Source organism: Streptomyces fagopyri (assembly GCF_009498275.1).
GTDB classification, from domain to species: domain Bacteria; phylum Actinomycetota; class Actinomycetes; order Streptomycetales; family Streptomycetaceae; genus Streptomyces; species Streptomyces fagopyri.
This window is the reverse complement of sequence record NZ_CP045643.1, coordinates 1,609,195-1,620,630: the sequence shown is the minus strand read 5'-3', so window position 1 is coordinate 1,620,630 and position 11,436 is coordinate 1,609,195. Positions and strand designations below refer to the sequence as shown.

The window sequence follows — 11,436 nt, the reverse complement described above, 5'->3', positions numbered from 1 at the left end:
ACCACTGACAGTCAGCGGGGGAGGGGGCCGCGATCCGGCCGGCCGGGGCGGGCGCCGCGACGGCGGCCGGCCGGGGCCGCCCCACGTCCTGGCCTGGGCCGGGGGCGGACGATAAGGATTCTTCAACCGTGGTGCGGGATCCCGTGGTGGAGCGGCGGCGAGGACGGCTCGAACTGTGCCTGTCCGGGACTCGGTCCCCTTCCCCTTGCCGAGGACGTCCCGAGGGCATACGTGCGACGCCGGCCTCCCCTCGGTGGCGGTCTCGGTGAACCGTCACATCAGGGAGGCCGGCGTCGGGGCATGCCGTGTCAGGAGGCCGGGACCTCGTCCACGAACCTCGTTCCCGCGGTGCGGTACGCGGCCACCTTCGCGGCCACCTGGGCCGGGGTGAGGACCTGGTCCTTGACGTGCAACACGTAGTCGACCTGCTCGTCGTAGGCGCGTGCTGTGGTCGAGGTCTGTCCTGCGAGGTCGATCAGCCACTGGTTGAAGTTGATCGACATCGGGCGCTCGGGCAGGTACTGGGCGTCGTGGGTGCCGAAGAGCTGCCCGTCGATGTAGTACTTGATGCTGCTGTTGTCGATGGTGAGCACCAGGTCGTGCCATCCGGCGTAGCTCTGACGGCCCTCGGTGTGCTGGTTGACGGCCTGCCAGGGGTCGGGGTTGTACGTCTCCCAGGACGTGGTGTACAGGATGTTGCCGCTCTCGCCCCAGCCGCCGTTGGGCAGGTACTCGAAGTCGTACTCGGAGTAGTCGTCGGCCATCGGGGCCTTGAGGTCGTTGATGGTGAAGAAGGTCTGCACGAGGTGGTCGCCGTCCGGCCCCGACTTGGGGGTGTCGGAGAACTTCACCCGGGCCGCGTAGGTGCCGTTCTTGAACTTCGTGCTCCTGGAGACGACTTCGGTCTGCCTGGTGGACTCGGCGGTGCCCGCGGTTGAGGTCTCCAGGTTCATCACCGTGTTGCCGGAAGCGGTGGGGAAGGTGACCTTGGAAGGGTCCCAGCCGGCGCCCGGGACCCCGGGACCGCCGGAGTTGGAGCGGATGTTCCAGCCGTGGGCGGCGATGGCGGGGTCGGTGTACGACGCGTAGTTGAAGTCGTCGAACAGGCTCTGGCCTCCGCCGGGCGGGTCGGTCGGGTCCGTGGGGTCGGTGGGATCCGTGGGGTCGTTGCCGTCGGGTGCCGTGCCCCACACGGTGGTGCCGGCGAGCTGCGCGGTGACCTTGTTCCAGTCCGCGTACGAGGTCTGGGAGGGGTTGAAGGAGTAGTCGTCCGCCTGGTTCAGGGTCTGCCAGTTGGACTGGTAGAAGCGGAGTTGCATGTCGCTGGTGTCGGCGCCCGCCGCCAGTGATCCGGCCCCCGAGGTGAAGCCGACCTCCAGGTAGCGGTCCGCGGTGGCGGTGGGGTGGGCCAGTACGCCGAACGTGCCCGTGATGTTGGCACACCCCTTGACCGCCCAGGAACAGGCGAATCGGTAGGAGGCGCTCGCCGAGTCCGCCTTGAAGTAGTAGCGGATCTTCACCTGGCTCAACTGGACGGTGGAGGAACCGGTGTTGCGTACCTTGAACCAGGGCTCGCTCTGATCGGCGGTGGCCCCGGCGGCGCTGGTGCGGTACTGAACGGCGACACCGTCGGCCGCGGCGGAGGCGGTCACGGTCATGGGGAGGGCGGCCAGGACGGTACTGCCCAGCAGTGCCGACAGCGCCAGGGCCACACGGCCGCGGCCGGCGGGGGGACGGGTTCTCATCTGGGGGTTCCTTTCAGGGGGGACTCCCGCTGCGCGCGGGAGGGCCGGGGGGAGGGCAGCCGTCGGGGGCGCCAGGATGAGGAGCGTGCGGTGAGTCCGGCGTGCGGCGATGTGGTGCCGGGCGGGGTGAGCGTGCGGTACTTCGCGATTCGCCTCCGGGGGACCTGACGACGGACGGCACATCGTGGTTGACCAGTTGACCATCCGGGTTTACCAGTTGGTGTCGGTTGAAGGTGGCATAGACCAATGCGTGCGTCAACCCCCTTATCCTGTACGGGATTTGGGGAGCGAACGAGTGGCCGGGAGACCCACTCCGTTGTTTCCTGGCGCTCCCAAACCATTTACCAGCAGACCAGTTATGGTCAGGGCCATACCAGTTCCCCGTCCCGACGACGATCGAGAGTCCCGCATGGAGATCGACCCGGCCGCCTCCCGTGCGCTGCTGAAGCGTGAGAAGGTGCGCGACGCCGTCCTCGAACTGATCGAGGAGCGCCGTCCGGGTGACGCGATTCCCTCCGAGCGCGCCCTGTGCGCCGAACTCGGCGTATCCAGGCCCACGTTGCGGGCGGCGGTGGACCAACTGGTCCTCGCCGGACTGCTCGTGCGCGAGCACGGTCGCGGCATGTTCGTGGCGGGCGAGAAGATCACGCAGGAACTGGTCCCGGACCGCAGGACCTTCAGCCTTCCCCAGGCCGCGGGCACCTGGACCAGCCGACTCCTCGAATTCAGCACGCAGCGGGCCGGTGCGCGGGTGGGCCGCAAGCTGCGCATCTCGCCCGCGGCGGAGATCCGCTACGTGGCACGTCTGCGGCTGGTCGACGGTTCCCCGATGGCCATCGAGTACCTCCACGTCCCGGCGGACCTGGCGCCGGACCTCACCCGGCACGAACTGGAGAACGGCGATCTGTACCAGCACCTCGAAGACCGCCACGGAGTCCAGGTCAGTGAGGCGGTGCAGGCGATCGAGCCCACGGTGGTGACCCGCGGCGAGGCGGACCTGCTCGACGTGCCGGAGCTGTCACCGGCTCTCCTCTTCGAGCGTCTCACCTCGGACACCCGCAACCGGCCGGTGGAGTACGTGCACTCGATCTACCGGGGCGACCGGTACCGCATCGTCTCCCGGCTGGCGCTCGGTCCGCGCGCCGAACACCCCTCCCCGCCCGACGGTCATCACCCCGGCATCCCGCCGGGGGACTTCATGCCGGGCGGGCCCGTCACGTTCTCCACCCGGGGTGTGGTGCAGGGCGACCTGTGACGGCCGGCGGTTCTTCGTGCGGGGTGGGTCTCACCCGGTGGAAGGAGATCACCTCTCCGGCGTCCGCGCCCTGGACCCTGCGCAGCAGCGATCCGCCGATCCGCTCGGCCTGGCGTTTGGTCAGCTCGGCCTTCGGGCCGCTGAACAGACGGTCCACGGTGTCCGTCCACAGGGCCAGCCAGCGCGCGAAGTGTTCGGCCTCCAAAGGGGCGAGCCGGTGCAGTCGCACATGAACCAGCAGGGCGTTGCGGCGGTAGAGGCCCGCCCTGAAGAGGACCGTCTCCCAGAAGTCGCACATCACCGGCAGGTGGGCGGCCAGATCCATGCGGGCGACGTCGGTGAACACCGGCCCGATCAACGGGTCCGTGAAAGCCCGCCGGTAGAACTCGTCGACCAGGGCGGACACGTCGTCGCGGTCCGAGAGGTCATGATCGGGAGCCATGGGTACAGCCTTTCCAGGACGCGGGCGGCGCGGTACGCGACCCCATCCTAGCAAAACTGGTATCCAAGATGCATATTTTCTCTCGGCCCCCGTCGTCACGCCCTCCGGGACGGCGGAGGGCGTGAACGCCTCGTTCACGAACGGGACGAGCCGGTGACCGGCGTCCAGACCCGCTCGGCGTAGTCGAGGAAGTTCGTACCGAGGATCTTCTCGATGCGACGCGAACCGTATCCGCGGGCCTCCAGCAGACGGATCAGTTCCCGGAACTGGTTCACACCGCGCAGGTCGATGACGAAGGGCAGGGTGTCGGCGCGCTCGCCGGCCGCGCCGACACCGGCCTCGCGGCGCAGGGCGACGTGCTCGGCGAGGTGGGCGCGGTAGGCGTCGAGGTCGTCGATCGAGGTGACCGTTCCGTCGGTGCCGATGCCCACGTGGTCCTCACCGCACACGTTCACGGCGTGCGCGATGTGGTCGACGACGTCCTCCGCGCGGGCGTGCCCGGACAGCGAGAGGAACGGCATGAAGTAGATGCCCACGAATCCACCGCGGGAGGCGACCAGACGCAGCTCCTCGTCGGTCTTGTTGCGGGGCAGGTCGGCGAGGGCGCGGCAGCCCGTGTGGTTGACGGAGACGGGCTGCCGGGAGTACGCGGCGGCGTCCAGGCAGGTGCGCTCCCCGCTGTGGGAGAGGTCGACCATGACGTGCCGCTCGTTCAGCGCGTCGACGACACGGTGCCCGAAGTCGCTCAGGCCCCGGTTCTCCGGTGCCATCGAACCGTCGCCGATGTGATTGGCCTGGTTGTAGGTGAGTTGGACGACGCGCACCCCGAGGTCGGCGAAGGTCGCGATCCGCCCGGTGTCGTCACCCACGGCCACCGCGTTCTGGAAGCCGTAGATGACGCCGATCCTGCCCTCGGCGCGGGCGCGGCGGATGTCGGCGGCGGTGAGGACCTTGGTGAGGTCGGCGGAGTGGTCCCGGACGAGCGCGTCCCACACGGCGATCTCGTGGAGGGTGTGCTCGTACGGAGGGAGATCGCCCATCGTGTAGCCGAGCGTGATGTTGACCGCGGTCAGGCCCGAGGCGTGGGCATCCGCCAAGGTCTTTTTGTCGATGGTGAGTTGCTCGCTGGACGGGTTCAGCTGGGCGGCGGCGTCCACCGAGGCGGGGGCGTTGGGGTTGTCCAGCTGCCCGAGCGCGTTGATGATCATCGGAGTGTCGGTCATCGGGATCCCTCGGGGTCGGTGCGCCCGAACTCGGTGCGCTCGAAGCGGCGTCCACGCTTGACGGTGAGTGTGATGCTCCGCAGATTTCCCACATCGTCCAGCGGATTCTCGTCCAGGACCGCGAAGTTGGCGAGCTTGCCCGCCTCGACGCTGCCCATGACGTCCTCGGCGCCCGCGCTCCGGGCGCCCACGAGCGTCGCCGAGTGGAGTACCTGGCCGGCCGGGATGCCGCAGCGGCGGACGAGGAAGTCGAGCTCCTCGTAGAGAGCGGGAAAGGGGGCCCCTGGGTCGGTCTCGTAGTCCGTGCCGGTGGAGATCGCGACGCCCGACCGGTGGGCCTGGGCGGTGAGGGCCGCGGCGAGCTCCACGTCGGCCCGCGCGCGGGCCGCGGACTCGGGAGTGTCACCGGCCAGGAGATCGCTCAGCCACATCCCGGCGGTCGCGTCCAGGACCGTACCGCGTTCCCTCATGCGCGCGAAGAGCGCGGCCAGCCGGGGGTCGTCCCCCGAGGTGAACCGGGCGTGATCGACGGGCGGCTTGTCGCGGTAGCTGATGAGCCGGTCCTCGACCGCCTCGAAGGGCAGCAGGGTGACGTGCGAGAGGCTGTCGGCGCCGGCCGCGACGAGGTCGCCGGGTGTCGCCGGGAAGACCGTCGCGTGGGCCCAGACGTGGATGCCCTGGCGGTGCGCCTCGGCGGTGATGGCGGCGACCGTGTCACGGTCCAGGTCCGCGTAGATCTTGATGGCGGACGCGTGGGTGCCGCGCGCCATCGCCACGGCCAGCGGAAGGTCCGTGTCCGCGGTGACGGCCTGCATCCACGGCACCTCGCCGGGGGTCGCGCCCCGGGTGACCTGGTGGGTGCGCGGATCGTCGAAGAATCCCGGCCCTGCCATCAGGGCGGCGTACCGGATGTCCGGGCCGGGGATCTCGCCGACCAGGGTGGCTCTGGCGAGATCGCCCACGTGGCGCAGGTCGTCGGCCATGTCACGGACGGCCGTGACGCCGCCGAAGGCGAGCCGGCGCAGCACCGCCTCGGCGGCCGGCCGGTCGGGCGGGGTGGCGAGGTGCTGGTGGGAGTCGATCAGTCCTGGTACGACGAAGCGTCCGTCGAGGTCGTGGACCTCGGCGTCGGCGGGCAGGTCGGCACCGATCGCGCGGTCGTCGCCGACGGCGCGGATGACCGGGCCGTCGATGACGATCGTCGTCGAGGGCCGGAGGGGGCCGCCGGTGCCGTCGAACAGAGTGGCACCGCGATAGACCGCGACCGTGCCCGGCGCCGCGGGGGCGTAGGGGGTCGGTGCGCCCGCGTTGTCGTCCGCCATCTTCACCTCTCGGCAGGACTGTTACGCTCAGCGCAACAGTCGTATCGTCACTGGAAACATCCGGCACTGTACCCCCGCTCCGCCCGCCTTCCGCAAGGACCCCGGGCCGGCGGAGATCCGCCGCCACGCCGGGACCCGATGCCACAAGGAGTGCTCCCATGCCCGAAGCCCCCCGTACGGCGGTGGACAAGGCACTGGACCTGGTCGAGGCCGTGGCCCGCTCGCCCCGGCCGCCGCGCCTCACCGACCTGGCCGAGGCCGTGGACCTGCACCGGGCGACCGCGTACCGGATCCTGCTGGATCTCGTCCGGCGCGGCTGGGTGCTGCGCGCCGGCGACCGCTACCTCCCCGGCACGGCGGTCCTCCAGCTGTCCGCCGCCGCCGCGCGCCATTCCCTCGTCGCCCTGGCCCGGCCGGTACTGCTCGGACTTTCCGGGGCCACGGAGATGATGGTCAACCTCCAGGTCCTCGAGGAGGACCGCTCCCGGGTGATCGACGTCGTACGGCCCGAGCGCCTCGGCATGATCACGCGCCTGCTCGGCGAGGCGCTGCCCGTCCACCGGTTCGCGGGCCCCCTGGCCCTGGTCGCCGCGCTCGAACCGGACGCGCGCGGACCCTATCTCCGCCCGGCCGAGGAGGCGGGGCACCCCCTCAGCGGGCCTGGAGGGCTGGTGGCGGAGATCGAACGCACCCGGCGGTCCGGGTTCGCCGTCGAGCACGGCCGCAACGAGAAGCCGGTCGCCTCGCTGAGCCGCGCGGTGGTCGTGGACCAGGGGACCCCTCTGTGCGCCCTCACCGTGGTGGGTCTCGACGCGGAGATCGACACGGCGCGGCTCCTCCTTCTCAAACAGCGGCTGCGTGAGGCCGCCGAGGAACTGGGGCGCCTGCTGTCCTCGACCGGGGCCGTGACCGCCGCGACGGAGGTACCGGCATGACCGGGGTCCTCGTCCTCGACCGGTCCCGGACCCGCGCCGCCCTCGACCCCCCACGCGTCATGGAGGCGGTCGCGACCGCACTCGTCGCCATCGGCCGGGGAGAGGTGTCGGCGCCGCCCAGAATCGCCGCGCGCACCGCGAGCGGACTGCTGGGCGCCATGCCCGGACACGTTCCGGGGCTCGGCCTCGCGGCCAAGCTCGTCTCCGTGTTCGGCGATCCCGACCGCCCCGGCCGCAGCGCGCACCGCGGGATGGTGGCCCTCTTCGACGCCGACGACGGCCGGCCGCTGGCCCTCATGGACGCCGAGTCCCTCACCGGCATCCGGACGGCCGCCGCCGCCACCTGGAGCGCCCGCGCCCTGGCCGCGGCCGAACCGGCCGGACCGGCGACCGTGATCGGCACCGGCGCCCAGGCCCGCGCCCAGGTCGCCCTGCTCGCGGCGCTCGACCCGACCGCGCCCGTCGTCGTGGTGGGCCGTGACCCGCTCCGCGCCCGGCTCACCGCCGACCTGCATCCCGAGGGAAGGACGGCCACGGGTGTCGAGGCGGCGGTCCGCGCGGCGGGCGTCGTCTTCTGCTGCACCGGTGCGACCCGGCCCGTGGTGCGCCGTGACTGGCTCGCGGCCGGCACCCACATCAGCTCGGTCGGCGGTTCGCACGGTCCAGAGCTGGACACCGGCACCCTGCGGGACGCGGCGCTCTTCGCCGAGTGGGAGGGCGCGGCCACGGCCGAACCCCCGGCCGGAGCCCACGAGTTGCAGGATCTGCCCGCGGGGCGGACGGTCACCCTGCTCGGCCGCGTGCTGTCCGGGGACCACCCCGGACGGCGGACCGCGGAGGAGCTGACCGTGTTCAAGTCGACCGGGCACGCCGCCCTGGACGTGGCCGCCGCGCATGTCGTCCACGCCGTCGCCTCGGCCGCCGGGTGGGGGACGAGGGTCGACCTCTGACGACGACGTGGACCGTCCTTCTGGACCGTCCGGACACCGTGGCGGGGCCGCGGCGCCCGCACCCGTACGCCCCCGCTCACCCGGTCGGTGAGCGCCCCCGCTCACCCGGTCGGTGAGCCGCCCGGTCCGAGGGGAGCCTCACGCCGGATCGCCGCCAGCAGCGTCGCCACCAGGCCCCGCGCCCACTCGCTGGACGCGGGCTGCGCACTGAAGATCGCGCGGTAGTACAGCGGGCCGAGGAGCGTGTCGATGGCCCTGCCCACGCTCGGGACCTCGCCGCCGCGCGTCTGCTCCCGCTCGATGATCGCGCCGAGCTGTGCGTGCCGGTCGGCCGAGCAGGCGCACCCGCCTTCCGGACCCGAGCCGATGGCCGCGCGCATGAGGGCGAGGACGTCGGGGTCGGCGAGGTCGGTGGCCACGTCGCCCATCCACCGCTCCAGGTCACCCGACAGGGAACCGGTGTCCGGAACCACCACGTCGCCGCTGAACCGGCTGGTGGCCACATCGTTCAGCAACTGCGCCACCGAACCCCAGCGCCGGTACACGGTGGTCGCGTGCACGCCGGCGCGCGCCGCGATGACGGGGATGGTCAGCGCCTCGACCGGCTCTTCGGTGACCAGTTCCTCGACCGCGTGGTGAACGGCCGCTCGCACCTTCGCGGAGCGGCCGCCGGGACGGGCATGAGCTGTTGCTTCGGTCATACGGAAATTATCGCACTCATCGCTGCGTTAGGGCTACGGTAGTTAACGCAACGATCACTGCATTCGGAGAGGGCGCCGCATGTCTGACGCACCCACGCGCTACAAGAACACCCCGGCAACCCCGGTCATGCCCGAGCCGCCGGGCAGCCGTGCGCGACGGGGGCTGAGCCGCCCGGTGGCCTTCGCCTCCATCGCGGCCGTCTTCATCCTGTTCATGGCCGCGTCGAGCGCGCCGTCCCCGCTCTACGTCATCTACCAGCACGAATGGAGCTTCTCGGCCACCACGCTCACCGGCGTGTTCGCCGTGTACGTGGCCGGCATGATCGCCGCGCTCCTGGTGCTCGGGGCCCTGTCCGACCACATCGGCCGCCGGCCCGTCCTGGCCGCCGCCATCGCCCTCGAAGCCGTGGCGATGGTCCTGTTCATCGTCGCCGGCGACGTCTCGATACTTCTGACCGCCCGATTGGTGCAGGGCATCGCCACGGGTGCGGCCATGACGACGCTCGGCGCGACACTCGTCGATCTCAACCCGCCCCACGCACCGCATCGCGCCGGTGTCATCACCGGAGCGGCCCCGACCTTCGGACTCGGCCTGGGTGCGCTGGGCTGCGGCTTCCTCGCGGAGTACGGGCCGCACCCGACCCGGCTGGTCTACGCGCTGCTGCTCGCGGGAGTGGTCCTCGCCGGTCTGCTCGTCGCCCTGCTGCCCGAGACGGCACAGCGCCGGCCGGGTGCCGCGCGGTCGCTGCGGCCGCGTCTGGGTGTCGCTCCGCGACTGCGCTCCGACCTGATCGCCCTCGTACCGATCCTGGTGGCGAGCTGGGCCCTCGGCGGGCTGTACCTGGCGCTCGGTCCGTCCGTGGCGGCCAATCTGTTCGGTCTGTCCAGCCATGTCATCGGCGGCCTCGTGGTCACCCTGCTCTGCGGACCCGCCTCGGTCACCGTCTTCCTGCTGCGCGGCTGGCCCACCGAGCGGACCCTCGCCCTGGCGGCGGGCCTGCTGCTCGTCGGGACGGCGGTCGGTCTGACCGGGGTGCAGGAGCACTCGCTCACGATGGCCGCCGTCGGCACCGCCATCGCCGGAGTCGGCTTCGGCGGCTCGGCCCTGGCCAGCTTCGGCACGCTGGCCAGGATCGCCGAACCGGCCGAGCGGGGCGAGCTGTTCGCGGTCGCGTTCGTCATCTCGTACCTGGCCTTCAGCATCCCCGCCGTGGTCGCCGGGTTCGCCACCACGAACGTGGGCCTGCACGAGACCTCGGTCGTCTACAGCGCGGCCGTCATCGCCTTCAGCGCCCTCGCGCTCGTCGCCCAGTGGCTGCGCACCGCCCGCGCCAGGAACACCGACCGCCGCGACCGGATCGCCGGAGTCGAGGACTGGTGACAACGGCCCCGCACCGGCCCGTGAATTCCGCGCGCCGGTGCGGGACGGTATGCCTTTCTCCGACTTTCCCCGCCTTTCCGCACCTTTCCCGAGGTCGGCCGGGACCGCCGGATCACCCCGGGAATCGCCTGATATGACGACGTGTCGGATAGCCGCGCCATCGTGGATTCCGGTAGCCCGCGGGACGTCGACTCGGCTGCGGGAAAGCTCATTTCAGACATGGGGTGGTTTAGTTCCGGCACCGGGGGCGACAGGTTCCCCGGGATGGCGGGCGTGATGGTCCGCCGCAAAGTCGCTGTTTCCGAAAGCTCTTGAAAACTTGGCCGGTACATTACAGATTACTCGTCTGCGGGACATGGAGATCACGTCTCATGGGGGCAGGAGTGATCTTGCTGTGAAGCGATGCCGCAGCGAACGGTTACCGAGTTCTTCGAGAGGGCGGAAATGAGAAACCTGTCATCACCCGGAGTACGTCAGCCGGCTCCCGGACGCCTGAAGCGGAAGGCGTCCTGGTTCGGGGTGCTGTTCGGCGCCACCGTCCTGACCGTCGCGCTCCCCTCGGCGGTGGCCCAGGCGGAGAACCTGCCGAATCTTCCCCAGAACGCCGGCGGGTACGAGGCGTCGTTCTCGCCCGCGTACGACTACGACGGCGACGGCTGCTACCCGGTCGCCGCCATCGCTCCCGACGGGACGCTCAATCCCGGTCTGAACACCACCGGTGCCGTCAACGGCAGTTGCCGTGACCAGTCCGACCTCGACCGGACGCAGACCTACGCGCGCTCGAAGTGCAACAACGGGTGGTGTGCCGTCGTGTACGCCAGCTACTTCGAGAAGGACCAGGCGGTGGCCGGCAGCGGCCTCGGAGGACACCGCCACGACTTCGAGCACGTGATCTCCTGGATCAACCAGGCGTCCAACCAGGTGGAGTACGTCTCGACCACGCAGCACTCCAGCCAGAAGACGTACGCGCGTTCCGAGGTCCGGTTCGACGGTTCGCACCCCAAGATCGTGTACCACAAGGACGGCCTGGGCACGCACTTCTTCCGGCTCGCCAACAACAACGACGAGCCTCCGGAGAACCATTACCACAACTGGCGTCAGCCTCCCATCGTGGACTGGAACGGCTGGCCCACCATCGAACTGCGCGACCGGCTGATGAACGCGGACTTCGGGTCGGCCACCATCAAGACCACGGACAAGGACGACCGTTTCCGCAATCTCCTGAACGCCTCCAAGCCCGCCGGGATCCCGTTCGACCCGTGGAACTGACACCGGGAGCGGAACACCTCCTCGGGTGCTCGGACCGTGCCGGGACACGGCACGTCGGCGGAGCACCCGGCAGAGCACCGGGGAGATGTCGAGCAGCGCTCGCGGAGCCCGTATGACGCGACGGGACCCGCGGCCGGCAGCCTCGGGGTGACGGCCCGAACGGTCACTGACCACGGCCGTCACCGACCATGGCCGCCGCCGTGACCGCCCACG

General features: G+C 70.8%; 10 protein-coding genes. 5 read left to right on the top strand and 5 right to left on the bottom strand.

Going from position 1 to position 11,436, the window contains the following annotated elements; all coding sequences use genetic code 11:
- Positions 1 to 308: 308 nt before the first annotated feature.
- A complete protein-coding gene (locus tag GFH48_RS06905; protein ID WP_153287405.1) occupies positions 309 to 1,745 on the bottom strand; it encodes a cellulose binding domain-containing protein in 1,437 nt (478 codons plus the stop codon).
- Between the two features lie 409 nt (positions 1,746 to 2,154).
- On the opposite strand from GFH48_RS06905, the gene GFH48_RS06900 reads away from it, so the two are divergent.
- A complete protein-coding gene (locus GFH48_RS06900) occupies positions 2,155 to 3,000 on the top strand; it encodes a GntR family transcriptional regulator (protein ID WP_153287404.1) in 846 nt (281 codons plus the stop codon).
- On the opposite strand, the gene GFH48_RS06895 is transcribed toward GFH48_RS06900, so the two are convergent.
- The 3 genes from GFH48_RS06895 to GFH48_RS06885 all read right to left on the bottom strand — a co-directional run bounded on the left by GFH48_RS06895 (position 2,960) and on the right by GFH48_RS06885 (position 5,987).
- The gene (locus GFH48_RS06895; protein WP_228120426.1) at positions 2,960 to 3,442 is read right to left on the bottom strand and encodes a group III truncated hemoglobin; all 483 of its coding nucleotides are present in this window, start codon (positions 3,440 to 3,442) and stop codon (positions 2,960 to 2,962) included. The genes GFH48_RS06900 and GFH48_RS06895 overlap by 41 nt on opposite strands.
- A 134-nt stretch (positions 3,443 to 3,576) precedes the next feature.
- Positions 3,577 to 4,665 carry a dipeptidase gene (locus GFH48_RS06890; protein WP_153287403.1) on the bottom strand — a complete coding sequence of 363 codons (1,089 nt, stop codon included), beginning with the start codon at positions 4,663 to 4,665 and terminating at the stop codon, positions 3,577 to 3,579.
- Positions 4,662 to 5,987 carry an amidohydrolase family protein gene (locus GFH48_RS06885; protein WP_153287402.1) on the bottom strand — a complete coding sequence of 442 codons (1,326 nt, stop codon included), beginning with the start codon at positions 5,985 to 5,987 and terminating at the stop codon, positions 4,662 to 4,664. The genes GFH48_RS06890 and GFH48_RS06885 overlap by 4 nt, the downstream gene beginning before the upstream one ends.
- Positions 5,988 to 6,145: 158 nt before the next feature.
- Between GFH48_RS06885 and GFH48_RS06880 the strand changes: the two genes are divergently transcribed.
- Together GFH48_RS06880 and GFH48_RS06875 are read left to right on the top strand one after the other, a co-directional pair.
- Positions 6,146 to 6,922, top strand: a complete 777-nt coding sequence (locus tag GFH48_RS06880) for an IclR family transcriptional regulator (protein WP_153287401.1) — start codon at positions 6,146 to 6,148, stop codon at positions 6,920 to 6,922.
- The gene (locus GFH48_RS06875; RefSeq protein ID WP_153287400.1) at positions 6,919 to 7,872 is read left to right on the top strand and encodes an ornithine cyclodeaminase family protein; all 954 of its coding nucleotides are present in this window, start codon (positions 6,919 to 6,921) and stop codon (positions 7,870 to 7,872) included. The genes GFH48_RS06880 and GFH48_RS06875 overlap by 4 nt, the downstream gene beginning before the upstream one ends.
- 101 nt (positions 7,873 to 7,973) lie before the next feature.
- Here GFH48_RS06875 and GFH48_RS06870 read toward each other — a convergent pair whose 3' ends face one another.
- Positions 7,974 to 8,573: a TetR/AcrR family transcriptional regulator gene (locus GFH48_RS06870; RefSeq protein WP_153287399.1), complete on the bottom strand. Its 600-nt coding sequence runs from the start codon at positions 8,571 to 8,573 to the stop codon at positions 7,974 to 7,976.
- Between the two features lie 79 nt (positions 8,574 to 8,652).
- Between GFH48_RS06870 and GFH48_RS06865 the strand changes: the two genes are divergently transcribed.
- Together GFH48_RS06865 and GFH48_RS06860 are read left to right on the top strand one after the other, a co-directional pair.
- Positions 8,653 to 9,954: an MFS transporter gene (locus GFH48_RS06865; protein ID WP_153287398.1), complete on the top strand. Its 1,302-nt coding sequence runs from the start codon at positions 8,653 to 8,655 to the stop codon at positions 9,952 to 9,954.
- 444 nt (positions 9,955 to 10,398) lie between these two features.
- Positions 10,399 to 11,223, top strand: coding sequence for an NPP1 family protein (locus GFH48_RS06860; protein WP_153287397.1), 825 nt, complete (start codon positions 10,399 to 10,401; stop codon positions 11,221 to 11,223).
- Positions 11,224 to 11,436 lie beyond the last annotated feature (213 nt).